The organism is Streptomyces marincola (genome assembly GCF_020410765.1).
Taxonomy (GTDB): Bacteria; Actinomycetota; Actinomycetes; order Streptomycetales; family Streptomycetaceae; genus Streptomyces; species Streptomyces marincola.
In genome coordinates this window covers 1612891-1638746 of the sequence record NZ_CP084541.1, presented here as the reverse complement: position 1 = coordinate 1638746, position 25856 = coordinate 1612891, and the positions used below count along the sequence as shown (strand labels likewise).

Below are 25856 nucleotides of genomic sequence, written 5' to 3'. Positions count from 1 at the left end.
CGCGCCGGAGACCGCGGGTGTGCTACCCGCCGGCCCGGGCGCCGCGCCGGGTCAGGGTCAGCGCGAGCGCGGCGGCGATCAGCGGGAAGCCCGCGACGATGCCCAGCGTGGTGTACAGGGAGGCCGACTTCGCCAGGGCGCCCGCGGTGGCGCTGCCCACGCCGCCGCCGACGAAGAACGCGAGGTTGAGCAGGCCCGTCGCCCCGCCGCGCAGGGCGGGTTCGACGTGCGCGCCCATCAGCCCCGTGGACACCACCTGCGTGGCGGCGAAGGCCGCGAAGCCGAGCGAGGCGCCGACGACGGGCAGGACGGCGTTCTCGGAACCGAGCGAGACGGCCAGGGTCACGGCCATCACCAGGGCGATGGCGGCGATCAGCACCGGGCCGCCGCTCGTCACGGGCAGCCGCCCGGCGAGCCGGGAGAGCACCGCGCCCACCACGGCGCCCGGCAGCAGCCACAGGCCGACGGCGAGCACGCTCAGCCCGTGGTCGTCGACGAGGATCTGCGGCACGGTGTACATCGCGGCGAACAGCCCCGCGTACACACCGATGCCGGTGCCCGCCGCGCGCAGGAACAGGCTGTCGGTGACCAGCCACCGGGGGACGAACGACGCGGGCACCGCGCGCACCCGCACGACCAGCGCGGCGATCGAGGCCGGCAGGACGACGGCGAGCCCCACGACGAGCGCGGTCGACAGGTCGAGCGCGGACGCCTGGATGAGCAGCAGGAACGAGGAGGCCGCGACCGTGAGCAGGACGGCGCCCGGCAGGTCGAGCGGCCGGCCCGAGGCCGCGCGCGCCGCGGCGGGCCGCAGGCACAGCGGGACGGCGAGCAGGGAGAGCGCCGGCAGGATCAGGGCGACCCGCCAGGTCACCCACTCGGTGAACACGCCGCCTGCCAGGGTCGCGCTCGCGGAGAAGACCGCCATGGTGGCGCCGAACCCGGCGAGCACTTTCGGCCGGTCTGCGGGGGCGACGGACGCGGAGAGCGTGACGGCGACCGAGGTCATCGCGCCGGACCCGGCGGCCAGGACGAAACGGCCGGCCACCAGCACCGGGAGGTTCGGCGCGAGCAGGCACACCGCCGCGCCCACCGCCAGGACCAGCGAGCCGAGCAGGAGCGAGGTGCGCAGGCCGCGGGAGTCGGCGAGGCGCCCGAACAGGGCGGTGCCGACCCCGAGCGCGAGGGCGTGCGCGGTCAGCACCCACGCGACGGCCGACGGGGTGGCGTCCAGGGCGCTGGCCACGTCGGGCAGGGCGACGCCGGCGGCGGTGACGCCGAAGACGGCGGGGCCGAACAGCGCGCCGTAGCGCAGCCCGGCCGACCGGGGGCTGATCGGCCGCGCGCCGGGCGGGGCGGCGGCGGTGGGGGGCAGGGTCTCACGTGTGGACACGGGTAGTCCTTCCGCCACCGGTTGGTCCTCCGGTGGCTCGTCGACGGGGGGCAGGGGTGCGGCGTCGTGGTCAGCCGTCGCGGCGGATGGCGTGGCCCAGGCGGAACATGTCGTGCGGGTCGTAGGCGGCCTTGAGGGCCGCGAGCCGGGCGCGGGTGGCCTCGGGGAAGCATTCGCGCGCGGCGTCGGCCGTGTCGGGGCCCGCGAGGAAGTTGAGGTACCTCAGGCCGGTGCCCCAGGGCGCCATCCCGCGCAGGACCAGGTCGGGGGAGCCGGGCAGGGAGAGCGTGGAGAGGACGAACGCGCCGTCGCGGCTGCCCACGGCGTTGGGCACCGCGGCCGGGCGGGACAGGGCGCCGCCGAGGTGGCGCAGCTCCACGACCAGGTCGTCCCCCTCGGATTCCGGCCCCGCGAGCGCCAGCAGGCCCGCCACCGCGCTCTCGTCCAACTCCCGCAGGACGATGTTGCGTTCGTGGTACGGCAGCGGCTCGGTCGGGTCGCGGTGTATGTCGGCGACGGCCGTGTAGGGCATGGGCCCGACGGCGTCGAGCAGCGCGGGCCCCACGGCGCGCAGCGGGCGCAGCAGCTCCTCCCCCTCCGCGTCCGAGCCGGTGTACGCGACGCGCAGGTGCGCCACGAGGCGGTCGCGCAGGAACGCGGGTATGGCGGGCAGGTCGGGCAGTCGCAGCAGCGCCACCGACGACGTCATGGCCTCGGGCACGCCGGCCGTCCAGCGGCGCCAGGTGCGCAGCAGCGGCCCCGACAGGTCGCCGGGGAAGTAGATGCCGCCGCCGTAGAGCCGGGCGACGGGCATGAGCCCGAACTCCATGGCGGTGACGACGCCGAGGCTCCCCTTGCCGCCGCGCAGTCCCCAGAACAGGTCGCCGTGCTGCTCAGCGGTGACGTCCCTGAGCGCTCCGTCGGCGGTGACCAGGCGTATGCGGACGACGTGGTCGGCCGCGTAGCCGTACTGGCGGCCCAGGGGGCCGAGGCCGCCGCCCAGCGTGTACCCGACGACGCCCACCAGGTGCGACGAGCCGTTGAGCGGCGCGAGCCCGTGCTTGGCCGCGGCGGCGATGACCTGGTGCCAGCGCGCACCGGCCTCCACCCGCGCGGTGCGGTTACGCGCGTCGACACGCACCGCGTTCATGCGCCGCGTGCTGATCAGCACACCGCCGTCGGCCGGGGCGGCGATGCCGTGCCCGGTCGCCTGCACTCCGACGGGCAGGTCGAGCGCCGCCGCGAACCGCACGGCCGCCTGCACGTCGGCCTCCGTCACGGCCTGCACCACCACGTCGGGCCTGTGCCGGGCGATGAGGTTGAAGCCGGACAGCTCGGCCTCGTACTCGGCGTCGCCCGGGGTGAAGACCTCGCCGCGCACCTGAGTGATGAGCCGGTCGAGCGTCTCGCGCGACGCGGCGGGTGCCTGGGGCTGCTCCGCCATCGTTCGTTCCTTCCTGCCGGGGCCGGACGAGCCCCTTGTCACACGCGTCCGGCGCTGGTCAGGAGTCTGCTGCGGGCGGGCGCCAGGACCCACCCCCCGTAATCGAGGTAGGTGGCCCGCCCCCTCCCCCTCAACCGAGGGGGAGAGGCGGACCGGGCGCCAGGGAGCGGGTACGAGCGCGTGGAGCCCCGAGGCGGCGAACGGCGACGGTCTTCGGCCGCCGGCGCCGTCGGCGAGCCGCGTGTACGCCTCGCGCAGGACCGCGATCTCCGCTTCGAGCGACGCGATCCGGTCCTGGGCGGCCGGGGCGCCGGCGCCGTGCGGCTGCCGCGCGGGCCCGGCCTCAGGCCGCTGCCCGGCGCCGTGCCCCGGCACGGCGCCCACCGGCCGGGACGACAGGTCGCAGTCCACCTCGCCGCCGAGTATGCGCTGTTCTATGGTGCGCAGCCGCTCGCCCGGCTCGATGCCCAGCTCGTCGGAGAAACGCCGGCGGGTCTGCCGGTACAGCGACAGGGCCTCGGCGGTGCGGCCGGAGCGGAACAGGGCGATCATCAGCTGCGCCGCCAGCGTCTCGCGGAACGGGTTCTCCGCCACGTGGTGGGTGAGGTCCCCCAGGATCCGCCGGTGCCTGCCGAGTTGCAGTTCCAGTTCGAAGCGGTCCTCAAGGGCGGCGTAGCGGTCCTCGTGGAACTTCAGCGCCACCGTTTCCAGTAACGCACTGTCGAGCCCGGCGCCGATCGGGCCGCGCCACAGACCCAGCGCGTGCTGGAAGGCGCGCACCGTCTCCTCACTCGGGCCGGCGTCGGCCGCCGCGCGCGCCCGGGCGACCAGGGACAGGAACACATGCAGGTCCACCTCGCTTTCCGCGACCTTGATCTCATAGCCGGACTTGTGCGTTTCTATGGTGGCGGCGACGCCACCTCCGGTGAATTGCCTCCGCAACGAGGACACGCAGATCCGCAGCTGGCTGCGCGCGGTCGCGGGCGGCGCATCGTCCCAGATCGCACGCAGCAGGCGGTCCGCCTCGATGATGCGGTTGGCGTCGATCAGCAGCATCGTCAGCAGTATTCGCTGCCGGTCGCCGCTCAATTTTATCTGTCCGCCCGTGCCGTGCGCGATGAGCGGACCGAGAATCCGGAAGGAGAACTGCTGAACCATGAAGTCCCCTCGGGTCGAGCATGAATGAGGTCTGCTTTTACCGGGGGGCGCAACACCAGTGGCGGGCCCCCGTTTCCCGTTCCCTGCTTCCCGCTTCTATTCTCTTGCCGCTGCGGGCATTCTCACCAGCCGGGAAGGAAGCGGAACGCCCAGCCCCCGTTGATCAGCAGGCGTTCTCGCAATTGCTGGCCCACGCGGGCCATTTCCTCCAGACCGCGGGCGTTGTCGAGCCCTCCGGCGTCGAGTGCGCGCAAGCCGGAACGGTCGACGAGCTCGATGACGGAGACCTTGGCCTGGTCGTCGTCCGAGGCCACGAACACGTCGACCGGCTGCCGGTCGACCACGCCGCTGAAGAGGGCGCAGGCGTCCGTGGTGGCGAACGCCTTGACCCAGCGGGCCGCGGGCGCCGTGTCGGCCAGCCGGCGCACGCCGCCGGCCACGGCGTCGGGTCCTGTCGGCACGCTCACGTCCACCAGCGTCCTGTCGGCCAGCGCGGGGCCCCGGCTCTCGACCAGGCCGAGCCCTTCGTGCCAGCCCAGCGCCAGCACGATCAACCGCGGGCGCAGCGCGGCCGAAACGGGCACGGCCCTGACCGTGCCGGGCGCGCCGGGTACCGCCCGTTCCGCGGCCTGCCTGGCCCGTTCCTCCGAACGGTCCGCGAGGAGTACCGTCGCGCCTGCCAGGGCCGCCCGCCTGGCTATCGCTCCGCCCATGCCGCCCGCCCCTATGATTCCGATTCGCATGGCCTGGCTGACTCCTACAGCTCTAGAAAGGTAGCGTTCCCCCTCGGGCGCCTCTACCGGACCCGAGGGCCGTGTGACCGAAAAAGCCCGTACGCCGCGCTTCGCAGGGGCAACCCTTGCCCGCCGAGGCGCCCTCGGCCATCCCGCATCCGGCAGGGAGCGGAAGTGCGGCATGCCCCCTCAACTGGGGGGTTGGCGAATAGGCCCGGCGCTGTCACGATCTATGAGTGACCAGTTCCACGGCCTTCCGAGACGAGAGCGGTACGGCCCGCCTGCTCTCCCGCGTGGCAAAGGCACCCGATGCCCTCACCCTGTTCGCCGAGACGTCCGATCACTTGCGAAAGCTTCTCCCGTACGACGCCTCGGTGTGGCGTGCGGTCGATCCTTTGACCGGATTGATGGCGGCGCCCATCCGCGCGGAGAACCTCGACGAGGGCGGCTGCGCGGTCTACTGGGAATGCGAGCTGTTCACGGAAAACGTCAACCTCTACCGCGACCTGGCCCAGGCACCGCTGCCCGTCGCCGGATTACGGCAGACGACCGGCGATCTTCCGGCCCGCAGCACGCTTTACCAGGATTTTATGAAACCTCGTGGATTCGGGGACGAGTTGCGGGCGGTGCTGCGCATCGGCGGCCGGCCGCACGGCCACATCAGCCTGTTCAGGAACCGGGGCCGCCCCGCCTTCGGGGCGGACGAGACCCGGCTGATCGCCGGGCTGCTCTCCCCGCTCGCCAGGGCCCTGCGGTCGTTCGCCGAGCCCCCCGTCGCCCATCCGCTGCCGGACGCGCCCGGCGGCCCGGGGCTGATGCTGTTCGACGCCTCGGGGGCGCTGCTCTCGGTCAACGACGAGGCGCGCGCGTATCTGGAAGACCTGCCGCCCGGCCCCACCATGCCGTCGGCCCTGGGCATCCAGGTGCCGGCGTGGGTTCACTCCACGGCGCTGAAGGCCCGTGCCATCTCGCAGGAACGCGACCACGGCCAGGCCCGGGTGCGGGTGAGGACCCGGGCGGGCCGCTGGCTGGTCTGCCACGCCTCGTGCCTGCGCGAGGCCAACGGCGTGCCGGGACCGTCGGCCGTGGTCGTCGAGCCGGCGCGGACCTCGGAGATCGTCCCTCTGATCGTCGACGCGTTCGAACTGACGGAGCGGGAGATCGAGGTGACCCAGTGCATCGCGCGCGGGCTGCCCACCGGCAGGATCGCCCAGGAGCTGCACCTGTCGCCGCACACCGTGCGCGACCACGTCAAGGCCGTCTTCGAGAAGGTGCAGGTCAGCAGCCGGGGCGAACTGGTCGGCAAGCTGTTCACCGAGTACTACTCCCCGCCCGCCGAGGCCAACATGGTGCGCGCCCGCGTGTCCTGACCGGTCCTGCGCCCGCGGGCGCAGGACCCGTTCCCGGCCGGTCACTCGGGGGCAGGCCCGGTGGAGTCGCGCACCACGAGCCGGTGCCCCGTGGTCCTGCGGCGCGGCCGGGCCGGAGCGGGCCCGAGCACCAGCCGCAGCGCCGCCGCCCCCATGTCGGCCATCGGCAGCGCGACGGTGGTCAGCGCGGGCGCGAGGTCCTGGGCCACCTGCACGTCGTCGAACCCGGCCACCGACATCCGGCCCGGCACGTCGATGCCCCGCTCCCGCAGCACCGAGAGCACCCCGGTCGCCATGGTGTCGTTCAGCGCGAGGACGGCGGTCGTGCCCGGGTGGTCGCGCAGGATGCGCTCCGCGCTGTCCCGGCCGCCCTCCCGGGTGAAGTCGGCGGACACCACGGGCACCGCGGCGGCGCCTAAACCGGCGAGCGCCAGCGCGTGCCTGACGCCGGCGAGCCGGTCCTGGACCGTGGTCAGGTGCTCGGGGCCCGCCGCGATGGCGATCCGCCGGTGCCCGAGCGCCAGCAGGTGCCCGGCGACCGCCTCCCCGCCCCCGCGGTTGTCCGGCAGCACCGCGTCGCAGCGCAGGTGGTGGCGGCCGATGACGGCCACCCGGCCGCCCGAGTCCTGGAAGTCGAGCAACTCGCGGTGCGCGCCCGCCTCGTCGGTCCGGTCCACGTAGCCGGAACCCGCCATGACGATCGCGCCCACCCGGTGCGCGCGCAGCAGCCGGATCTGCGCGAGCTCGGCGTGCGGCGCGCGTTCCGTGTGGCAGATCTGCACCGACCAGCCGTTCTCGCCCGCGACCCGCAGCGCGCCGCTGGCGATCTCGGAGAAGTACGGATCGCCGATCTCGTAGACGATCAGGCCCGCCACCCGGGTCACCCCGCCGGCCAGCGTCGTGGCGTGCGGGTTGGCCACGTAGCCCATGCCGGCGGCCACGGACCGCACGTGTGCGGCCAGCTCGGGCGAGACGCCCTCCCGGCCGCGCAGCGCGCGCGACGCGGTGGCCAGGGACACCCCCGCCCGCTGCGCCACATCGACCAGTCGCGGCGGGCGCGCGGGCCCGGCCGGCCCCTCCCGGTGCGTGTCATCCGACATCCGAAAAATCGCTCCTGTCATGACTATTGCCACGCCCAAGGGCCCCAAGTACGGTACCGCAAGCGCTTACGAAAGCGCTTACTCAACGGGGGCACCAGCCGGCCTGCCAATGAGGTCCCAATGCAATGAAGCAGGGAGTACCACCTCATGTCCCAGTGGAAAAGACGCGCGACCGCGCTCGCGGCCACGCTGTCCGCATCTGCTCTCCTCCTCACCGCCTGCTCCGGCGGCTCCGGCGGCGGAGGCCCGGACGATCCCATCGTCATCGGCGTCTCCCTGCCCCTGACCGGCGACTTCTCCGAGCCCGGCAAGGGCGTGCAGCGCGGCTACGAGGCATGGGTCTCCGCCGTCAACGAGAACGGCGGACTGCTCGGCCGCGAGGTCGAACTCCGCGTCCTGGACGACCAGTCGAGCGCCGACCGCGTGGTCCAGGACTACGAGGCGCTGATCGCCCACTACGAGGTCGACCTGGTCTTCGGCCCGTTCTCCACCCGCCTCGTGGTGCCGAGCGCCCGCGTGGCCGAGGAGTACGGCATGCTCTTCGTCGAGCCCGCGGGCGCCGCGGAGGCGGTCTTCGAGCAGGGCTTCGAAAACCTCTTCTACGCCGCACCCGCCATCGCCCAGGACCACTACGCCCACCTCGCCGACCACATCCTCTCGCTGCCCGAGGGCCAGCGCCCCAGGACCGTCGCGGTCGCCTCGATGGACGACCCGTTCGCCCAGGGCACCGCCCACGGCCTGCGGGACCGGCTCGCGGAAGCGGGCCTTGAGATCGTCGTCGACGAGACCTACCCGCCGAACACCACCGACTTCGCCGGCATCGCCGCCAAGATCGACGACTCCGGGGCCGACATGGTGATCGGCGGCACCCAGTACCAGGACGCCGTCAACCTCATCGTCGCCCTCCAGCAGCTCAACTACCAGCCGCAGATCGCCGCGTTCTCCACCGCGCCGACCAACCCCGAGTTCCCCGTCGCCATCGGCGACCGCACCGAGGGCATCATCGCCCCCACCGGCTACACGCCCGACGCGGACTGGCCCTCGAACGTGGCGTTCGTCGAGCACTACACGGAGATGTTCGGCGGCCCGCCCGCCGAGGACGAGGCCAACGCCTACACCACGGGGCAGGTCGTGGCCGCCGCCGTCGAGGCGGTGGGCTGCGCGGAGCAGGGCGAGTGCCAGCAGCGGCTCGTCGACTGGCTCAGGGACAACGAGGTCGACACGGTCGTCGGCCCCCTCTCCTGGGACGACAAGGGGCGCCCGCAGAGCGCCCACCTGATCCAGCAGTACGTCGACGGTGAGGTCAGCATCGTGCTGCCCGAGGACACCGCCGAAGCCCCCTTCGTCCACCCCAAGCCGGAGTGGTGAGCGCCTCGTGTCCGGTTCCCTCCTCTTCCAGAGCCTCGTGCTCGGCGTCCTGCTCGGCGGGCTCTACGCCCTCCTCGCCGCGGGGCTGACCCTCTACTTCGGCGTGATGCGCGTCGTGATGATCGCGCACTCCGCGTTCCTGATCCTCGCCGCCTACCTGGCGTGGTACTTCAACAAGGAGACGGGCCTCGACCCGCTGCTCTCGCTGGTCGTCACCGTCCCGCTGTTCTTCGCCGCGGGCGTCGTCATGCAGCGGCTGCTCATCACGCGGCTGCGCCCGGCGACGCTGACCATGATGTCCGTGCTGCTGACGTTCGCCATCGCCCTGTTCATCGAGGGCATGCTCGGCTTCGTCTTCACCGGCACCCAGCGCCGCATCAACCTCTCCTACTCGGGCTCCGACATCGAGTTCTTCGGCGCCCAGATCGCGGTCGTCAAGCTGGTGGCCTTCGGGCTCGCCGCCGTGTCCCTCGCCCTGCTGTACGTGCTGCTCAAGAAGAGCCGCTTCGGCCAGGCGCTGCGCGCCACCATCCAGCACCCGCAGGCGGCCCAGCTGGTCGGGGTCCGCACCGACCGGGTCGCGGGACTCGGCTTCGGCATCGGCCTGGCCACCGCGGCCGTCGGCGGCACGGCGCTGTCGCTCGACGCCACCATCTACCCGTCCCTGCACTGGCACTGGGTCGGCCCGCTCATGGCGATCATCGTCGTCGGCGGACTCGGTTCCATACCGGGAACGGCCATCGCCGCGATGGTCCTGGGCATCGGGCAGAGCCTGCTCCAGGTCGAACTCGGCACCACCTGGGCGCAGACCCTGTTCTACATCGCGCTGTTCGTCACGCTGATGGTGCGCCCGCAGGGATTCTTCGGAGGTCGACTTGCCCAGCGCTTCTGACACCCGCCGCGCCCCGGCACCGGCCCAGGACGCCGCCGCCGGCCCCCCGCGGGGACCGCTCAGCACCGGCAACGTGGTCCGCGGCGCCGCGTTCCTCGTCGCCGCCGCGCTCATCCTGCTCTTCCCCGCGCTCGCCCCCAACCCGTTCATCCTCTTCTCCGGCGTCATCGTCGCCTCCTACGCCTGCACCGCCACGGCGTGGAACTTCATGGGCGGCTTCACCGGCTACATCTCCCTCGGACACGCCGCGTTCTTCGGGCTCGGCGCCTACGCCACAGGGCTGCTGACGGGCGATTTGGACTGGCCGCCGTTCGTGGCCTGGTTCGTCGCCGGGCTGATCGTCGTGGTCCTGTGCGTGCCCGTGGGCATCGCCGCGCTGCGCGTGCGCGGCGCGTCGTTCGTCATCGTCTCGATCGCGTTCGTCCTGATCCTGCTGCTGGTCGCCCAGGCGTGGGCGGACCTCACCGGCGGCTCGAACGGCCTCGTCGTGCCGCGTCCCTTCCCCGACCTGTCGCGGCCCGAGCACCACCGCGCCTTCTACTTCCTGTTCGTCGCCCTGCTCGCGGTGATGCTGCTCGTGTGGTGGGCGATCGACAGGTCCCGGTTCGGCGCCGGGCTGAAGGCGATCCGCGAGGACGAGGACAAGGCCCAGGCCCTCGGCGTCCCCACCCGCGACTACAAGCTGGTCGCGTACCTGGTCTCCGCGTTCTTCACCGCGCTCGCGGGCGGCATGTACGCGCTGTGGTTCGGCGACCTCGACCCGATCTTCCAGTTCTCCATCCTGCTCGGCTCCTACATGGTGCTGATGGCGCTGCTCGGCGGCGTGCGGCACCTGTTCGGACCGCTGCTCGGCGCCGTGATCGTCGGCAGCGCGCTTGAGTTCTTCAAGCTGGAGTTCGGCGATACCCAGCTGCACCTCGTCGCCGCCGCCGTCCTGCTCGGCATCGTGGTGCTGTTCATGCCGGACGGCATCATCCCCGCCGCCCGCGACCTCGCCCGGCGCTTCGGCCCGCAGGGCACATCGATCCGCGAGATGACCGCGGCGGAACTGCTCGAACGCAACCGGGCCGCCGCCGCGCGCACGCAGGCCGACGCCGACGCGCCGCAGTCGAAGGAGGACAGGCCATGACCACGGCCCCGCACGGCCTCTCAACCGTGGAGCTGACCAAGTCCTTCGGCGGCGTCCGCGCCGTCGACCGGGCCAGCGTGTCGTTCCAGCACGGCAAGATCAACGCGCTGATCGGCCCCAACGGCTCGGGCAAGACCACGTTCTTCAACTGCGTCACCGGCATGATCAAGCCCGACTCGGGCACCGTCACCTACCGGGAACGCGACATCACCGGCCGGCCCCCGCACCGGATCGCCCGCGCCGGGATCGGGCGCAGCTTCCAGCTGTGCCGCGTCTTCCCGCGCATGACCGTGCTGGACAACGTCCTGGTCGGGGTGCGCCGCAACCGGCTGCGCGACCTGATCGCCGGGGCGAGGCAGCCCGATGAGGTCGAGAAGGCCAGGGAACTGCTGGTGCGCGTCGGCATCGACCACCTGGAGAACGCCGAGGCCGGCAACCTCTCCTACGGGCAGCAGAAGCTCCTCGAACTCGCCGGCGTGCTGATGGGCGACCCGGAGACCATCATGCTGGACGAGCCCGCGGGCGGCGTGAACCCCGCGCTCATCGGCCGCATCGGCACCCTGATCCGCGAACTCAACGCCGAGGGACGGACGTTCCTCGTCGTCGAACACAACATGGACATGGTCATGAGCCTGTCCGACCACGTCGTCGTCTTCGACCGGGGCCGCCCCATCGCCGAGGGGCCGCCGTCGGTCGTGCGGGCCGACCCGCGAGTCCTGGAGGCATACCTTGGCATCTGAGGCATCCGCCCCGACCCCCGGCGGCGCGCCCGCGCCGCTGCTCGTCCTCGACGACGTCCAGGCCGGTTACGGCCGGGCGGCCATGGTGCTGCGCGGCCTGACCATCGAGGTGCCCCCCGGCACCGTCGTGTGCCTCGTCGGCCCCAACGGCGCGGGCAAGTCCACCGTCCTCAAGGTCGCGAGCGGCCTGCTGAAGCCGCGTTCCGGCCGGATCGTCGTCGACGGGCAGGACGTCACGGGCCAGGGCCCGCAGCAGATGCTGGCCTCGGGACTCGCGCACGTCCTCCAGGGGCACAGCGTCTTCAAGGAGATGACCGTCGCGGAGAACGTGCTCCTCGGCGCCTACACCCTGCGGGACAAGGCCGTGATCGCCGAACGGGTCGCGTTCGTGCAGGAGCTGTTCCCGATCGTGGGCGAACGCTGGAAGCAACTGGCCGGTCTGCTGTCGGGCGGGCAGCAGAAGCAGGTCGAGTTCGCCCGTTCCCTCATGGTCGACCCCAAGGTCGTGCTCCTCGACGAGCCGTCGATGGGCCTCGACCCCAAGAGCACCGCCACGGTGTTCGAACAGGTGGTGCGCATGCGGGACGCGGGCACGGCGGTCCTGCTCGTCGAGCAGAACGCGCGCCGCGCCCTGGAGACGGCCGATCTCGGCTGCGTGCTCGACCTGGGCCGGGTCCACATCTCGGGACCCGCGCCCGAACTCCTGGCCGACCCGCAGCTGTCCGAGCTGTACCTGGGCGGCCGGCCGTCGGAACCCTCGACGACCGGCCCCTGACCACCGGCCCGGGGACGGCGCCCCCGAGGGCGCCGTCCCCAGGCCGGTCCCGGTGTCAACGACCCGCCGCATCCGCCCCCTTGGGACGGACGGCCGAGGCCGAGGCGCGGGCCCGGCCCCTCGCGCGCCGCGCGGCACCCCCGCCCGGTGCGGCGGGTCCTGAACGCAGTTCCCCCGGGCCGCGCCGTGGGTACCGTTCCGAGTATCCACGTCGACACCCGGAGTCAGCATGCCGCAGGCCACTGACGCCGTGGGGGCACGCATCAAGGAGATTCGTGCCCTGCGCGGTTTCTCGCTGCGCGAGCTGTCGGCTCGCGCCCACGTCTCGCCGTCCATGCTGTCGCGCATCGAAAGCGGCGCCAGGACCCCGAGCGAACAGGTCATCGCCGCCGCCGCCCGCGCCCTGTCGGTCTCCGTCACCGTCCTGCACGGCCAGCCCTACATCGAGCAGTTGCGTCAGGACCAGTTGGACCGGCTGATCGCGCCCCTGGCCAACGCGCTGGACGACTGGGGCATCCCCCCGGAGGACGGCGACCCGCCGCCCCGCTCCGCGGCCGACCTGAAGCAGGCGATCACCCGCGTGCGGGAGCTGCGCGCCGGCTCCGACTACGCGACGCTGGCCGAGGAGGCGCCCGCGCTGCTCGCGGAGATCTCCCACGCGGTGTGGCTGGCATCCGCCCCGGGCCGCGCACGCGAGGTGGCGCACTGGGCCCAGGCCGAGGCCGCCCTCGGGGCCTTCTCCGTCGCGTACAAGTTCGGCTACATGGACCTGGCCCGTCTCGCGCTGTCGCGCATGGCCATGGCGGCGGCACAGTCCGGCGACCCCCGCCAGGTCGCGGCCGAGCGGCTGAAGCGGGCACAGCTGAGCGCCGAGGGTCCGGCGCTCGAACGGGGTCTGCGCCTGGTGCGTCAGGGGCTGCGGGATCTGGAGGACGACGGAAGTGTGCCGACCCGCGCGATGCGGGGCGGCCTGCTGCTGAAGGGAGGGCAGTTGTCCGCCCTCCTCTCCGGCGCGGACGAGTCAGGGGAATGGTTCGCGGAAGCCCGGGGGATCGCCGCCGAAATAGGGGAAACGTCGCACTACGCGCTGGCGTTCGGCCCCACCAACGTCGCCCAGCACGAGGTGGCGGCGGCCGGCGACCACGACCGGCACGGAGCAGCGGTCGAACTGGCCGGCCGGATGCGCCTGCCGGACGGCTACTCACCGGCACGCGCGGGGCAGTTCTGGATCGACTACGCACGTTCCCTCGCCCTGACCGCGAGGCATGAGGCCGCGCTCGAATCCCTGGAACGGGCCCGGCGGGTGAGTCCGCAGCAGACGAGGTACCACGCGACCACGCGCGCCACCGTCGGCACACTGCTGCGCGCCCGCTCCCGCCCCTCCGACCGGCTGCGGCAATTCGCGCAGTGGAGCGGCGTATAGCAATCGCCACGGAGCGTCAACGACTTCACACCCAGCGGCAACGCCATGGCGTTGACTGCGGGGCAACGCCGAGGGGGATTGAGCCGGGCAGCCTGTGACGGTCGGCGAACAGACCGTGACAGGAGATGAACATGTCGAGAGCCGTCCCCGAGACCCAGCCCGTGCGGACGCCCCCCGGGGCCCCGGCGACTGTGCCGTCCGGGCGGTGGGGCCGGTGACCCGGTGCCTCCATCTCGGAGAGCTTGAGCTCAGGCGGGACGGGAAGCACTGCCCGTCCTGCGGTGTGCTGATCTATCCGGCGGAGGTCTGCCGGGGAGCCTTCCCTGAACCGCTCGCGGAGCCCGAGCCCAGGCCCGGTCCCGGGCCCGCGCAGGCTGGGGAGGACCGCAGGTGAAGGGCGTGATCGTCGCCGTCGAGATCGACGCCGCCTCGGTGCACGTCGGGGACCAGGTCATGATCGGCAGCCAGGCGTTCGTCGTGCGGAACATGACCGCGCTGGGCTCGGGCCGCAAGCGGCTGGTGTTCGCCACCGGGGAGACGTTCGTCATGGAACGCACGACGGTGCTGTGGGCCGCGCGCCGCCACGACCCCCGCATCCCGCGCGGGCGCTTCGGCTGACGCCCGGTAACGTCGAGTACGGCCGCCGTGACGGGCAGGGTCCGCCCGGTCCCGAGCGGCGGCCCGCGACACACGACGGAACGGGATGGGTGGGTCAGGAATGGCTGACGCGGACGAGTGCGCCGGGCCGCACCGGCAGTGCCAGGCGTGCACCGGCTCGCAGATCGAGGTGCGGGAGACGCTGTACGTCTCGGGCGACGGCCGGGGCCAGGGCGTCGCCGCACCCCACCGGTGCTGGCACTGCAAGGGGCGCGGCTTCACCTGCGGCGCGTCACCACGCTGCCACTCCGGGCACGACTAGTCCCGCGCCCAGCCCCTCGTTGACCAGCGCAAACACGCCCGTTCCCGGAGCGCACTAGAGTAGTGGGCACTCACTGTTCACGCGACCCGAGGAGACACAGGACCGTGACGGCCATCGTCGACGAGTTCACGTGGCGCGGGCTGATCGCCCACACCACTGACGAGGACGCATTGCGCAAGGCTCTCGCGGACGGCCCCGTCACGTTCTATTGCGGCTTCGACCCCACCGCGGCCAGCCTGCACGTCGGCCACCTGGTGCAGCTGCTCACCGTCCGCCGGCTCCAGCAGGCCGGGCACAAGCCGCTGGCGCTCGTGGGCGGCGCGACCGGCCACATCGGCGACCCGAGGCCGACCGCCGAACGCACCCTGAACGACCCGGAGACCATCGCCGGGTGGGTGACCCGGCTGCGCGCGCAGATCGAGCCGTACCTGTCGTTCGAGGGCGAGAACGCGGCGGTCATGGTCAACAACATGGACTGGACGTCGGGCCTGTCCGTGATCGAGTTCCTCCGGGACGTCGGCAAGCACTTCCGGGTGAACAAGATGCTCACCAAGGACTCCGTCGCCCAGCGGCTGGCGTCCGACCAGGGCATCAGCTACACGGAGTTCAGCTACCAGCTGCTTCAGGCCATGGACTTCCTCCAGCTGTACCGGCGCTACGGCTGCACGCTCCAGACCGGCGGCAGCGACCAGTGGGGCAACCTCACGGCCGGCCTCGACCTGATCCACCGCCTTGAGCCGCAGGCCGAGACGCACGCGCTCGCGACGCCGCTGATGACGAAGGCGGACGGCACCAAGTTCGGCAAGTCGGAGACGGGCACGCTGTGGCTCGACCCGGAGATGACCACGCCGTACGCGTTCTACCAGTTCTGGCTGAACACGGACGACCGGGACATCTCCCGGTACATGCGCATCCTCTCGTTCAGGTCCCGCGAGGAGCTTGAGGAGCTTGAGGCGGCGACGGCGGAACGGCCGCAGGCCCGCACCGCGCAGCGCGCGCTGGCCGAGGAGCTGACCACGCTGGTGCACGGCGCCGACCAGTGCGCCGCCGTGATCGCCGCGTCGAAGGCGCTGTTCGGGCAGGGCGAGCTGGCCGCGCTCGACGAGGCGACGCTGGCCGCCGCGGTCTCCGAGCTGCCGCACGCCAAGGTGAGCGAACTCGGCCTGGTCACCGACCTGTTCGCGCAGGTCGGCCTGGTGGCGAGCAAGTCGGCCGCCCGCCGCACCGTGAAGGAGGGCGGCGCCTACGTGAACAACGTGAAGGTGGCCGCCGAGGACGCGGTGGCCACGGCCGGTGACCTGCTGCACGGCCGCTGGCTGGTGCTGCGCAAGGGCAAGAGGAACCTGGCGGCCGTCGAGGTCACCGGAGCCTGAGCCGGCCCCGCGCCGGAGCGCTCCGCGCGCGGCCCGAACGAGACGGCCCCCGCCCCGCCCCCGACGGCACCGAGTCGCCGCAGGGCGGGGCGAGGCCGTGCGGAACGAGCCTTCGCGCAGCCGAACGTTCACGACCGGCGGGGGCGCGGGCGGCGTGGCCAGCGGTGCATGACGTGCAGCAGCATGAGGGCGGCGGCCGTGTTCGCCGCGCGCACCTGCCCCGCGGCCACCAGCTCGGGAACGTCCTTGAGCGGCACCCACTCCCGCCGTGAGGATTCGAAGTCGTCTTCGGGGTGCCCCACGTACTCGGCGCCCTCGCTCCAGTAGACGTGGTGCCGCGCGTCGCTGAGTCCGTTCGAGGGCTCCACGGTGAGCAGGTGCCGCAGCGCGCCCGCGGGCCGCCAGCCCGTCTCCTCCAGCATCTCCCGCGCCGCCGCCGCTTCTGGTGATTCGCCGTCCTCGACGACCCCGGCCGCGATCTCCCACCCCCAGGAGTCGGTGATGAACCGGTGCCGCCACAGCAGCAGCACCTCACCGCGTGCGTTGACGGCCGTGGCCAGCGCGACCGGACGCAGCCGGACGAGGTAGTGGTCCAGGTGGCGGCCGTCGGGGAGTTCGACATCGGCGAGGTTCACCCGCAGCCACGGGTTGGAGTACACCGTCCGTTCGCCGAGGTTCTTCCACATCGCGCGCCCCTTCGTCCGTTCCGCCTGCCACCGGATGACCGCGCCGTACCGGTGACGGCCCCTGCCAACGGCTGCGAGAGGCTGATGCCCCAGTACCTCAGGCCCCTGTCGCGGATCTTAGGGAATCCCCGAGGCCGTTTTCGCTCCCCACTCCGTTCGCCGCTGCACCAGGGGGCCGCAGCCGCCGGCCTTCCGAGGACCGGGCCGACTCGGCCCGTCCGCGTCGGACGGCCGGCAGCGCGACCTGGTCCGTCTACGCGCTCCCGGCCAGGAACGGCAGGAGGACGTCGGCCATCTCGTCGGGTACTTCTTCGGCGAGGTCGTGTCCGGCGTCGAAGACGTGCCCGGTGACGTCGTGGGCCATGAGCCGCATCTGGGACTCGTTGCGGTCGCCGATGAAGGCCGAACCACCGAGCGCCAGCACCGGGATGTCCAGCTTCTTCCGTGCGGCCTGCCGGTTCTGTTCGGCGTCGACGAGCATCGCCCGGTATATCGAGAGCATCGCGCGGATGCCGCCGGGCATGGAGTAGCAGCGCACGTATTCGTCGATCGCGTCGGGGGTGGCGGTGTCGGGGCGGCTGCGCTCGAACTTGATCATGTAGGTGATCAGCTCGCGTTCGTGCCCGGCGATGAGCATCTCGGGTACGTCCGGCTGGAAGTAGAAGCCCAGATGCCACAGGTGCAGGCCGCTCGTGACGTTCTCTGGGGTGAGCGCGGTGTGGTCCTCGAAGCCGAAGCCGGGGAACAGGGCCTCGGCGAACACGAGAGCGCTGACGTGGTCGCGGTGGCGGGCGGCGAGCTGGTAACCGATCACCGCTCCCCAGTCCTCGCCGACCACGGCGTACGTCTCGTGTCCGAGGTGGGCCATCAGCTCGGCGATGTCGTCGCTCATCGTCGCGGAGTCGTAGCCGTCCGCGGGGCGGGCGGAGTCGCCGAGGCCGCGGAGGTCCGGTACGACGACGGTGTAATGGGGCGTCAGCCTCGGGACAAGGTGGCGCCAGTGGTAGCCGGTCTTGGGTACGCCGTGCAGCAGCACCACGGCAGGGCCGGACCCGGCCGTCCGGTAGTGCAGACTCGTTCCGTTGACGGCGGCACGGCCGGTGCGCAGGGGTGTCGCGGTGTGGTCGTCCATCATGACGTGGGCGCTTCCTGTCCTGGGTGGGTCGGTGCTGGGGGGACGCTGCCGCCGTGGCGGTGGCGGCCCCATTTTCTTGATCGGTCGTTACGGATTCGGGGTACGGGAAACCCCCGGCCGAGGCCGCGGACCCCTCAGTCGAGAGCGGTCAGCGCGACGTCCACGAGGAGTTCGAGTGCGGAGGCGTCCGGCGTGATCTTCGAGGAGACCAGCAGCCCGTTGAGGAAGGTGACCAGGAACGCGGCGACCGTGTGCGGGGCGTGCCGCGTCGCGGTCTCGCCCCGCTCCATCGCGGCCCGCAGCACCTCGGTCAACGCCTCCCGGGTCGCGTCCTGCATGTCGCGCACGGTGCGGCGGGTCGCCGCGTCCTGGGGCAGCCGCTCGCAGACGGCGTTGACGGCCAGGCAGCCCTGGCCGCCGCGGTCGACGGCGATGCGGATCCGCTCCGTCAGGAGCGCACGGATCGCCGTGCGGACGTCCGCCCCCTCCTCCAGGCTGCGCAGGGCGGCCGCGGCGAGGGTGGTGCGGTAGTGCTCCAGCGCGGCCCTGTACAGGCCGTCCTTGTCGCCGAACGCCGCATACAAGGACCCCTGTCCGATCCCCAGGTGCTGGGTCAGGTCGCGTACCGAGGTCGCCTCGTAGCCGCGCGTCCAGAACAGCTCCATCGCGCGGCTCACCGCCGCCTCGGTGTCGAACTCCCGGGTCCTTGCCATGGCTCCACCGTAACTTATCTGGATCGGTCGATCAAGAAAGCGGGAACGGTGGCCCGGCGGTGCGCCGAGCCGCTGGTCGGCCTCGTCGACGGCAGCGACAGCCGGGGCACTCGGTGGGTGCGGGCCCCGCGAGCCGGGACGGTGACGCGGACGCTGGAGCGGTCCAGGTCGTAACGCCCCGGCTGTCCGGCGGGTGCCGCAGCGGGAGGGCGGTGTGCGCGTCGAGTGGGGTTCGACGCGGGGCCCCTCCGGCGGCTCGGGCCGGCGGAGGGTCGACGAATGACCTTGCCCGGCGGGCCGGAAGCCTCACTGGGCAAGTGCGGGGCGCTCCGCCACCGGAAGCCGGTGGTGGGGCGGGTGGGACTCGAACCCACGGCCGACGGATTATGAGTCCGTTGCTCTAACCGGCTGAGCTACCGCCCCGTAACGGCGTGCCGCGTACATCTGTGCGCGCCGTCTGCCGCAGCATAGCTGCTCATACGATCTGCCGCCCGGGCCGGGGGGCGTCGTACGCAGGCAAGGACTGCGGGCATGGGGTGATCGGTTCCCGGCGGGGGGCCAGTGATGCACGGAGACGTACAAAGGGCCCCGGACGGGGCCCTTCGAGTGATGCGAAGCATGTGCTCCCCCGACTGGACTCGAACCAGTAACCTGCCGGTTAACAGCCGGCTGCTCTGCCAATTGAGCTACAGGGGACTGCGCCGCTCGGGCCCGCACCCCCGGATGAGGGGGCGGTTCCTTGCCGCGGCCCATACATTAGCGCACATGAGGGGGTGCTTCGAAATCGGTATCCGGGGCATCCCGGTTACCTGGGCCCCGGTGCGCCGGGAGAAGATCGGTGAACGGGAGACGGAGAGGGAGCATCCCATGCGCAAGCTCATCTTCATCGCCGGGATGGCGGTGGGATACGTGCTCGGTGCGAAGGCCGGGCGCGAGCGGTACGACCAGTTGCGCGAGGCGGCGGAGAGGGTGCGGAGCAACCCGGCCGTGCGCAACGCCGTCGACTCCGCCGCGCTCTCCGGCCGTGAGGCCGCGGCGCGGGCGGCCGGGGTGGTCGCGGACCGGGCCGGGGACCGGCTGCCGGACGCGGTGGCGCAGCGGCTGCGCGCGGTCGGCGGGCAGGACGGCGCGCGCGAGGGCGGCCGGGACGCCGCCGCGTAGCGGGCCGGCCGCGGGACGGAACGGCCCCTGCCCATTGCCCGGGGGGAGGGCCGCTGGTTAGCGTATGTTCGGCATTCCGGCGGTTGGCCGGGATGCCGAACGGTTGAGTGGTGGAGGCATCGGGCATGGGGCGTCGCGTGCCGGCGGTGAGCCGGGCGTTGGACATATTGGAGCTGTTTCTCGATGGGGACGGCACGCTGTCCGCCCCCGAGATCACCCGCCGGCTCCAGCTGCCGCGCACCACCGTGCACGAGCTGGTGACCACGCTGGCCGCGCGTTCCTACCTGGTGCCGGTGCCTGAGCAGCCCGGCAGGTACCGGCTGGGCGTGCGGACCTACCAGCTCGGCAGCAGGTACGCGGAGCAGCTCGACCTGGCCGCCGAGGGGCAGCAGGTGGCGCGGGCGGTGGCCGAGACCTGCGGGGAGACCGTGCACGTGGCGGTCCTCGAAGAGGCCGACGTCATCTACATCGCGAAGGTCGACAGCACCCACGCGGTGCGCATGGTGTCCGCGGCCGGCCGCCGGCTGCCCGCGCACTGCACGGCCGTCGGCAAGATGCTGCTGGCCTCGCTGCCGCCGCGGGAGTTGGCGGAACGGCTGCCCGCCGGGGGCGAACTGCCCGGCATGACACCGAACTCGATCACCTCGCCCGAGGCGCTGCGCGCGGCTCTCGACGAGGTCAGGGAGCGCGGGTTCGCCTCGGAGCAGCGGGAGTCCAACCCGGACGTCAGCTGCGTGGCCGGGCCGGTCAGGGACCGGGCCGGCCGCGTCGTCGCGGCCCTGAGCATCTCGGTGCCGATGATCCGCTGGAGCGCCGACCGGCAGGAGGAGCTGGCCGCGCTCGCGGTGCGGGGCGCCGCGCAGCTCTCCGAGCGCCTGGGCCACCACGCGGGCTGACGGGTCCCGCGGCGGGCCCGGCGGGCACACCACGCGCACCACACGCATCACGAGGAGCATGGGGAGATCGGTGGCACACGGGCTTGAGATCGCGATACGCGCACGCGCCGAGCTGGGGGAGGGCCCGACCTGGGACCCGGCGGGCAACGAGCTGATCTGGGTGGACATCCTGGGGTCCCGGGTGCACCGCTTCGACCCGGCGACCGGTCGGCGCACGGTGGCGATCACGGAGCAGCACGTCGGGGCGGCGAAGCCGCGCGCCGGCGGCGGTCTGGTGGTCAACCTGCGGGACGGCGTCGGCCTCTACGACGCCTCGGGCGCGTTCCGCTGGCTGCGGCACGAGCCGGTGCCGGGGCGCCGGGGCAACGACGCGGCGGTGGCGCCCGACGGGTCGCTGTGGGCGGGCACCATGCGGTACGACGAACGGCCGGGCGGCGGCACGCTTGAGCGGCTGACCGGCGACGGCGGGGCGTCCACGGTGCTGCCGGACGTGACCGTGAGCAACGGCCTGGGCTGGAGCCCGGACGGTTCCGTCCTGTACTACATCGACACCCCGACGCGGCGGGTCGACGCGTTCACGGTGACGCCGGACGGCGGCGTGCGGGACCGCAGGACGGTGGTGGACACCGCGGACCTGCCCGGCTTCCCCGACGGCATGGCGGTGGACGCGGACGGCTGCCTGTGGGTGGCGTTCTGGGAGGGGGGCGCGGTGCGCCGCTTCACGCCCGCGGGCGCGCTGGACCGGGGCGTCGCGCTGCCGGTGTCGCGCCCCACGGCCTGCGCGTTCGGCGGGCCGGGGCTGACCGACCTGTACGTCACGACGGCGGCCGTCGGCACGGAGCCGGGGGCCGAGCCGCTGGCCGGCTCGGTGTTCGTGCTGCCGGGGGCGGGCGCGGGACTGGCGCAGCCGGCGTTCGCGGGGTAGGCGGGGGGAGCGCGGGCCGGGGCTCGCGAACGGCGCCGCGCGTACGGAACGGCGGGCGTGCGGGACGCCCGCGCGTGGGCATGATGGGGAAGGCATGCCCGTGTGATCCCCGTGTCCCTGGAGGTTCCTGTGACTGTGCCCGCTGCCGGCCGCGAGTGGCATCTGGTGTCGAGGCCCCGCGGGTGGCCCGTGCCGGACGACTTCGCGCTGCGCGAGGTACCCGTGCGCCGCCCGGCGGACGGCGAGGTGCTGATCCGCAATCTGCACCTGTCGGTCGATCCGTACATGCGGGGCCGCATGAACGACGTGAAGTCCTACGTCGCGCCGTTCGCGCTCGACGAGCCGATGGACGGCGCCGCGGTGGGCGAGGTGGTGGAGTCGGCCGCGGCCGGGTTCTCGCCCGGCGACCACGTGCTGCACTCGTTCGGCTGGCGCGAGTACGCGACCGCGGAAGCCGCGCGGGTGACGCCCGTGTCGGCCGAACTCGCCCCGCTCACCGCCTACTTGGGTGTGCTCGGCATGCCCGGGCTGACCGCCTACGCGGGGCTGGTCGAGGTCGCGGAGCTGCGCGAGGGCGACGTGGTGTTCGTCTCGGGCGCGGCGGGCGCGGTGGGCGGCCAGGCGGGGCAGATCGCCCGGCTGATGGGCGCGTCCCGGGTGATCGGCAGCGCGGGCTCCGACGAGAAGGTCAGGCTGCTGACGGAGGAGTACGGCTTCGACGCGGCGTTCAACTACCGGGCCGGGCCCGTGGGCGAGCAGCTGGCCGCCGCGGCGCCCGACGGGATCGACGTCTACTTCGACAACGTCGGCGGCGACCACCTGGAGGCCGCGCTCGACGCGTTCAACGTGCACGGCCGCGCGGTGATCTGCGGCATGATCGCGCAGTACAACGCGACCGAGCCGCCGGCGGCGCCGCGCAACCTGATGCTGACCGTGGGCAAGCGGCTGCGCCTCCAGGGCATGCTCGTGCGCGACCACCAGGAGCTCCAGCCCCGGTTCGTCGAGGAGGTCTCGGCCTGGATCAGGTCGGGCGAGCTGACGTACCGCGAGACCGTGGCCGAGGGCATCGAGAACACGGTGGACGCCTTCCTCGGCATGCTGCGCGGCCTCAACACCGGGAAGATGATCGTGAGTCTGACCGGCTGACGGGCCCCGGCGGCGGCCGGTTCCGTCCCGTCCCGTCCGTTTCCCGCACCCCTCCCGACGTGGCGATCGGGCAGCACTCCCCGGAACTTCCGGGGAGTGTTGTCATAACCGTTGACCTTCGACGGCTTCGACTCCTACGGTCCGTTCGGATATCCGGTCAGCATTCGATATACCGAACGAAGGATGACGGGGTGACTCACGTGTCCCTGCGCTCCCTGCCGCCCCCCGAGCCGAGCCGTCGCGGGCTGCTGCGCGGCGCGGCCGGCCTCGGCGCCGCGGCGGCCCTGGGCTCGACGGCCGCCTGCGGGTCGGCCGCCTCCCTGGCCGACGGCGGGAACCGGATCCAGTTCTGGAACCTGTTCAGCGGCGGCGACGGCGCCCACATGCGGGCCCTGCTCGACCGGTTCAGGACCGAGTTCCCCGCGATCCAGGTGGAGGACACCACGCTGGCGTGGGGCGACCGCTACTACACCAAGCTGGCGATGGCGGGCGCGGGCGGGCGCGCGCCCGACGTCGGGGTGCTGCACCTGGGCCGCCTCGCGGGCTTCGCGCCCGGCCGGCTGCTCGACCCGATCGACACCGGCCTGCTGGCGGCGGAGGGCGTGCGCCGCGGGGACTTCAACCCCGCGCTGTGGGACCGGGCCACGATCGGCGGCGAACTGTACGGCCTGCCGCTGGACATCCACCCCTCGACCCTGTTCTACAACCGCGCCGCCTGCGAGCCCGCCGGTCTGCTCGGCCCCGACGGGCGGCTGGCCCGGATCGAGGGCACCGGGCAGTTCCTCGACGCGCTCGACGCCGTGCGCGAGGTCATCGGCCGCTCCCCGCTGGGCTGGAACGCGCTGATGCCGGGGGAGTGCTGGTGGACGTTCGTCGGCCTCTACGCGCAGACCGGCGGCACGATCCTCACCGAGGACGGCACCGGTATCGCCCTCGACGACGACCGGGCGGAGGAGGTCCTGGCGTTCATGGCGCGGCTGGTGGCCGACGAGTACGCGATACCGGGACAGGACCTCGTCGGCTACTTCGTCAACGGCGGCGGCTTCGTCCTCTTCGGCAACTGGCTCGTCGTCGACTTCGCGAACGCGGGGATCGACTTCGGCGCGCAGCCCTACCCGACCCTCTTCGGTACGCCCGCGACGCAGGCCGAGGCGCACATCCTCGTCCTGCCGCACCAGGAGGGCCGCGGCGGTGGGGCGAACGAGGCCGCGCACCGCCTGATCGCCTGGCTGGTCCGCAACAGCCTGGCCTGGGCCGAGGCCAGCCACGTGCCCGCCTACCTGCCGGTACTCGACGACCCGGCCTACCTCGCGATGGAGCCGCAGTCGGAGTACCGGGGCGCGATGGACATCGCCGCGTTCGACCCGCCCGCGTGGTTCTGCGGCACCTCGTCGCGCGTGCAGAACGAGGTCGGCGTGCACCTCTCGGCCGCCGCGATGGGCTCGCTCACCCCGGGGGAGGGCGTCCGCGCGATCCGCTCCACGCTGCGCGACCTGCTGGACACCCGCGACCCGTTCGGCGAAGGGACCGCCTCGTGACCGCCCTGGCCCCGCCCCCCGCCCGGTCCGCGGCGCCCGCCCCCGCGCCCGAACGCGGCGCCCGCGCGCGGCTCGGCCGGCTGTTCCAGCACGGCGGCTGGTTCGTCGCGCCGTTCCTCGTCTTCTACGGCCTCTTCCTGCTGTGGCCGCTGGTCTCGGGCCTGTGGTACAGCCTCAACGAGACGAACCTGGCCGGCATCAACACCGAGTTCATCGGCCTCGGCAACTACCGCGAGGCGCTGGGCGACGACCAGCTGTGGGACTCGCTGGGCAACACGCTGAAGTTCACGGCGATGATCACTCCGCTGATCGTCGTGGTCGCGTTCTTCCTGGCGCTGCTCGCCCACAGCATCAAGCGCGGCAAGTGGTTCTGGCGGCTGGCCTTCTTCGCGCCGTTCCTGCTGCCGTCCGCCGTGCTGGCCGACCTGTGGCGGTGGCTGTACGAGCCGGACTTCGGCCTCATCAACAACGCCATCGACCGGCGCGTGCCCTGGCTCCTCGAAGGCGACTGGGCGATGTTCTCCATGGTGCTGGCCACGCTGTGGTGGACCGTCGGGTTCAGCTTCCTGCTCTACCTGGCCGCGCTCCAGTCCATCCCAGGACACCTCTACGAGGCCGCCGCGCTGGACGGCGCGGGACCGTGGCGGCGGATGCGGCACATCACCGTGCCGATGGTCCGCAACATCACCGGGCTGATCGTGGTGCTCCAGATCCTGGCCTCGCTCCAGGTGTTCGACCAGATCTTCCTCATCAACGAGGGCGGCCCGAACAACGAGACGCGCCCGGTCGTGCAGTACATCATCCAGCAGGGCTTCACCGGCTACCGCATCGGCTACGCCTCCGCCCTCTCCTACATCGTCTTCGTCCTCATCGTCGCCGTCACGCTGGCGCGGCTGTGGCTGGTGCGCAACCGTTCGGAGGGGAACGCCGTATGAGCGAGCGGAGCTTCGCCGTGAAGGCGCGGCGCAACGCGGGCCAGATCGTGCTCACCGCGATCGGGGCGCTGCTCGCGGCGCTGTGGCTGGTGCCGTTCGGCTGGGCGCTGTCGACCTCGTTCAAGCCCGAGGGCGACACGCAGCTGCTGCCGCTGAAGTGGATCCAGTCCAACATGAACCTGGACGCCTACCGCAGCGTGCTCGGCACCGGCGACATCCCCAAGTGGCTGGTGAACTCGGTGATCGTCTCCACCGGCGTCACCGCGCTCACCCTGGCCGTCTCGGCGCTCGCCGCCTACGGCTTCGCCAGGACCGACTTCCGGTACCGCAAGGCGCTGTTCGGTCTCACGCTGGCCGGGATCATGGTGCCGGGCACGGTGATCACCGCGCCCCTGTTCGCCAACGTGCGCACGATGGGGCTCGTCGACACCTACTGGGGCGTGATCCTGCCTCAGGTGTCGGCGCCGGCCATGGTGTTCATCCTCTACAAGTTCTTCCAGGGCGTGCCGAGGGAGCTTGAGGAGGCGGCCCGCATCGACGGCGCCGGCCGGTGGCGCGTCTTCCTCGGCATCGTGCTGCCGCTGTCCCGCCCGGTGCTCGCGGCCGTCGGCATCTTCACGTTCATCGGGTCGTGGAACAACTTCATGTGGCCCTACCTGGTCACCACCGACCCCGACCTGGCCACGCTGCCGGTCGGCCTGGCCACCGTGCAGTCCTCGTTCGGCATCCGCTGGGCCCAGTTGATGGCGGGCGCGCTGCTGGCCGCGCTGCCGCTGCTCATCGTGTTCGTGTTCTTCCAGCGGCAGATCGTGCGGGGCGTGGCGCACACCGGTATCGCCGGGCAGTAGGTGGGGGAGGAGTGGGGAGCGGCGGGCCGTTGACTGCGCGCCGCTCCCGCTCTAA

24 protein-coding genes and 2 tRNA genes are annotated in these 25856 nt (G+C 72.5%); 17 read left to right on the top strand and 9 right to left on the bottom strand.

Annotation, left to right across the window (positions count from 1 at the left end; genetic code table 11):
- Positions 1-22: 22 nt before the first annotated feature.
- From LC193_RS06990 to LC193_RS06980, 3 genes are all read right to left on the bottom strand, one after another.
- Positions 23-1393, bottom strand: a complete 1371-nt coding sequence (locus tag LC193_RS06990) for an MFS transporter (protein WP_226072602.1) — start codon at positions 1391-1393, stop codon at positions 23-25.
- Between the two features lie 70 nt (positions 1394-1463).
- Positions 1464-3995, bottom strand: coding sequence for a BTAD domain-containing putative transcriptional regulator (locus tag LC193_RS06985; RefSeq protein ID WP_226072600.1), 2532 nt, complete (start codon positions 3993-3995; stop codon positions 1464-1466).
- A gap of 122 nt (positions 3996-4117) precedes the next feature.
- A complete protein-coding gene (locus tag LC193_RS06980; RefSeq protein ID WP_226072598.1) occupies positions 4118-4738 on the bottom strand; it encodes an NADPH-dependent F420 reductase in 621 nt (206 codons plus the stop codon).
- Positions 4739-4965: 227 nt separating this feature from the next.
- Between LC193_RS06980 and LC193_RS06975 the strand changes: the two genes are divergently transcribed.
- The gene (locus tag LC193_RS06975) at positions 4966-6099 is read left to right on the top strand and encodes a helix-turn-helix domain-containing protein (protein ID WP_226072597.1); all 1134 of its coding nucleotides are present in this window, start codon (positions 4966-4968) and stop codon (positions 6097-6099) included.
- A 41-nt stretch (positions 6100-6140) separates the two neighbouring features.
- Here LC193_RS06975 and LC193_RS06970 read toward each other — a convergent pair whose 3' ends face one another.
- A complete protein-coding gene (locus tag LC193_RS06970; protein ID WP_226072596.1) occupies positions 6141-7199 on the bottom strand; it encodes a LacI family DNA-binding transcriptional regulator in 1059 nt (352 codons plus the stop codon).
- 147 nt (positions 7200-7346) lie between these two features.
- On the opposite strand from LC193_RS06970, the gene LC193_RS06965 reads away from it, so the two are divergent.
- The 9 genes from LC193_RS06965 to tyrS all read left to right on the top strand — a co-directional run bounded on the left by LC193_RS06965 (position 7347) and on the right by tyrS (position 15818).
- Complete coding sequence (locus LC193_RS06965; RefSeq protein ID WP_226072595.1) at positions 7347-8567, top strand: amino acid ABC transporter substrate-binding protein; 1221 nt, start codon at positions 7347-7349, stop codon at positions 8565-8567.
- A 7-nt stretch (positions 8568-8574) separates the two neighbouring features.
- The gene (locus LC193_RS06960; protein ID WP_226072594.1) at positions 8575-9459 is read left to right on the top strand and encodes a branched-chain amino acid ABC transporter permease; all 885 of its coding nucleotides are present in this window, start codon (positions 8575-8577) and stop codon (positions 9457-9459) included.
- Complete coding sequence (locus LC193_RS06955; RefSeq protein ID WP_226072593.1) at positions 9443-10588, top strand: branched-chain amino acid ABC transporter permease; 1146 nt, start codon at positions 9443-9445, stop codon at positions 10586-10588. The genes LC193_RS06960 and LC193_RS06955 overlap by 17 nt, the downstream gene beginning before the upstream one ends.
- Positions 10585-11328, top strand: a complete 744-nt coding sequence (locus LC193_RS06950; protein ID WP_226072592.1) for an ABC transporter ATP-binding protein — start codon at positions 10585-10587, stop codon at positions 11326-11328. The genes LC193_RS06955 and LC193_RS06950 overlap by 4 nt, the downstream gene beginning before the upstream one ends.
- On the top strand, positions 11318-12103 hold the full coding sequence (locus LC193_RS06945; protein ID WP_226072591.1) for an ABC transporter ATP-binding protein: 786 nt from the start codon (positions 11318-11320) through the stop codon (positions 12101-12103). The genes LC193_RS06950 and LC193_RS06945 overlap by 11 nt, the downstream gene beginning before the upstream one ends.
- A 229-nt stretch (positions 12104-12332) precedes the next feature.
- Positions 12333-13526, top strand: coding sequence for a helix-turn-helix domain-containing protein (locus tag LC193_RS06940; protein ID WP_226072590.1), 1194 nt, complete (start codon positions 12333-12335; stop codon positions 13524-13526).
- Positions 13527-13916: 390 nt separating this feature from the next.
- Positions 13917-14144 (top strand): hypothetical protein, encoded by a 228-nt coding sequence (locus tag LC193_RS06935; RefSeq protein ID WP_226072588.1) that lies wholly within the window; start codon positions 13917-13919, stop codon positions 14142-14144.
- A gap of 100 nt (positions 14145-14244) precedes the next feature.
- A complete protein-coding gene (locus LC193_RS06930) occupies positions 14245-14445 on the top strand; it encodes a hypothetical protein (protein ID WP_226072586.1) in 201 nt (66 codons plus the stop codon).
- Between the two features lie 104 nt (positions 14446-14549).
- Positions 14550-15818, top strand: a complete 1269-nt coding sequence (gene tyrS, locus LC193_RS06925; protein ID WP_226072584.1) for a tyrosine--tRNA ligase — start codon at positions 14550-14552, stop codon at positions 15816-15818.
- A gap of 128 nt (positions 15819-15946) precedes the next feature.
- Here the strand turns inward: tyrS and LC193_RS06920 are convergent, their stop codons facing one another.
- The 5 genes from LC193_RS06920 to LC193_RS06900 form a co-directional block, all read right to left on the bottom strand.
- Entirely contained in the window at positions 15947-16504 is a 558-nt protein-coding gene (locus LC193_RS06920) for an NUDIX hydrolase (protein ID WP_226072582.1), read from the bottom strand.
- A 253-nt stretch (positions 16505-16757) separates the two neighbouring features.
- Positions 16758-17639 carry an alpha/beta fold hydrolase gene (locus LC193_RS06915; RefSeq protein WP_226072580.1) on the bottom strand — a complete coding sequence of 294 codons (882 nt, stop codon included), beginning with the start codon at positions 17637-17639 and terminating at the stop codon, positions 16758-16760.
- A 134-nt stretch (positions 17640-17773) separates the two neighbouring features.
- The gene (locus tag LC193_RS06910; protein WP_226072576.1) at positions 17774-18352 is read right to left on the bottom strand and encodes a TetR/AcrR family transcriptional regulator; all 579 of its coding nucleotides are present in this window, start codon (positions 18350-18352) and stop codon (positions 17774-17776) included.
- A 346-nt stretch (positions 18353-18698) separates the two neighbouring features.
- Positions 18699-18775 (bottom strand) — tRNA-Ile (locus LC193_RS06905).
- A 200-nt stretch (positions 18776-18975) separates the two neighbouring features.
- Positions 18976-19048, bottom strand: a tRNA-Asn gene (locus LC193_RS06900).
- A gap of 171 nt (positions 19049-19219) precedes the next feature.
- Between LC193_RS06900 and LC193_RS06895 the strand changes: the two genes are divergently transcribed.
- From LC193_RS06895 to LC193_RS06865, 7 genes are all read left to right on the top strand, one after another.
- Complete coding sequence (locus tag LC193_RS06895; protein WP_226072574.1) at positions 19220-19513, top strand: hypothetical protein; 294 nt, start codon at positions 19220-19222, stop codon at positions 19511-19513.
- Positions 19514-19638: 125 nt separating this feature from the next.
- On the top strand, positions 19639-20409 hold the full coding sequence (locus LC193_RS06890) for an IclR family transcriptional regulator (RefSeq protein ID WP_226072573.1): 771 nt from the start codon (positions 19639-19641) through the stop codon (positions 20407-20409).
- Between the two features lie 70 nt (positions 20410-20479).
- On the top strand, positions 20480-21334 hold the full coding sequence (locus LC193_RS06885) for an SMP-30/gluconolactonase/LRE family protein (protein ID WP_226072571.1): 855 nt from the start codon (positions 20480-20482) through the stop codon (positions 21332-21334).
- 129 nt (positions 21335-21463) lie between these two features.
- Positions 21464-22480, top strand: coding sequence for an NADP-dependent oxidoreductase (locus tag LC193_RS06880; protein ID WP_404819361.1), 1017 nt, complete (start codon positions 21464-21466; stop codon positions 22478-22480).
- A 191-nt stretch (positions 22481-22671) separates the two neighbouring features.
- Positions 22672-24018 (top strand): extracellular solute-binding protein, encoded by a 1347-nt coding sequence (locus LC193_RS06875; protein ID WP_226072569.1) that lies wholly within the window; start codon positions 22672-22674, stop codon positions 24016-24018.
- Positions 24015-24953: a carbohydrate ABC transporter permease gene (locus tag LC193_RS06870; protein WP_226072567.1), complete on the top strand. Its 939-nt coding sequence runs from the start codon at positions 24015-24017 to the stop codon at positions 24951-24953. The genes LC193_RS06875 and LC193_RS06870 overlap by 4 nt, the downstream gene beginning before the upstream one ends.
- Entirely contained in the window at positions 24950-25801 is an 852-nt protein-coding gene (locus LC193_RS06865; protein ID WP_226072565.1) for a carbohydrate ABC transporter permease, read from the top strand. Before LC193_RS06870 ends, LC193_RS06865 begins: the two co-directional genes overlap by 4 nt.
- Positions 25802-25856 lie beyond the last annotated feature (55 nt).

Bases quoted from the DNA above. Each gene is read 5' to 3' on its own strand.
- LC193_RS06985 (WP_226072600.1), bottom strand. From the start codon at position 3,995: ATGGTTCAGCAGTTCTCCTTCCGGATTCTCGGTCCGCTCATCGCGCAC.
- LC193_RS06980 (WP_226072598.1), bottom strand. From the start codon at position 4,738: ATGCGAATCGGAATCATAGGGGCGGGCGGCATGGGCGGAGCGATAGCC.
- LC193_RS06970 (WP_226072596.1), bottom strand. From the start codon at position 7,199: ATGTCGGATGACACGCACCGGGAGGGGCCGGCCGGGCCCGCGCGCCCG.
- LC193_RS06965 (WP_226072595.1), top strand. From the start codon at position 7,347: ATGTCCCAGTGGAAAAGACGCGCGACCGCGCTCGCGGCCACGCTGTCC.
- LC193_RS06950 (WP_226072592.1), top strand. From the start codon at position 10,585: ATGACCACGGCCCCGCACGGCCTCTCAACCGTGGAGCTGACCAAGTCC.
- LC193_RS06940 (WP_226072590.1), top strand. From the start codon at position 12,333: ATGCCGCAGGCCACTGACGCCGTGGGGGCACGCATCAAGGAGATTCGT.
- LC193_RS06930 (WP_226072586.1), top strand. From the start codon at position 14,245: ATGGCTGACGCGGACGAGTGCGCCGGGCCGCACCGGCAGTGCCAGGCG.
- LC193_RS06920 (WP_226072582.1), bottom strand. From the start codon at position 16,504: ATGTGGAAGAACCTCGGCGAACGGACGGTGTACTCCAACCCGTGGCTG.
- LC193_RS06915 (WP_226072580.1), bottom strand. From the start codon at position 17,639: ATGATGGACGACCACACCGCGACACCCCTGCGCACCGGCCGTGCCGCC.
- LC193_RS06910 (WP_226072576.1), bottom strand. From the start codon at position 18,352: ATGGCAAGGACCCGGGAGTTCGACACCGAGGCGGCGGTGAGCCGCGCG.
- LC193_RS06895 (WP_226072574.1), top strand. From the start codon at position 19,220: ATGCGCAAGCTCATCTTCATCGCCGGGATGGCGGTGGGATACGTGCTC.
- LC193_RS06890 (WP_226072573.1), top strand. From the start codon at position 19,639: ATGGGGCGTCGCGTGCCGGCGGTGAGCCGGGCGTTGGACATATTGGAG.
- LC193_RS06865 (WP_226072565.1), top strand. From the start codon at position 24,950: ATGAGCGAGCGGAGCTTCGCCGTGAAGGCGCGGCGCAACGCGGGCCAG.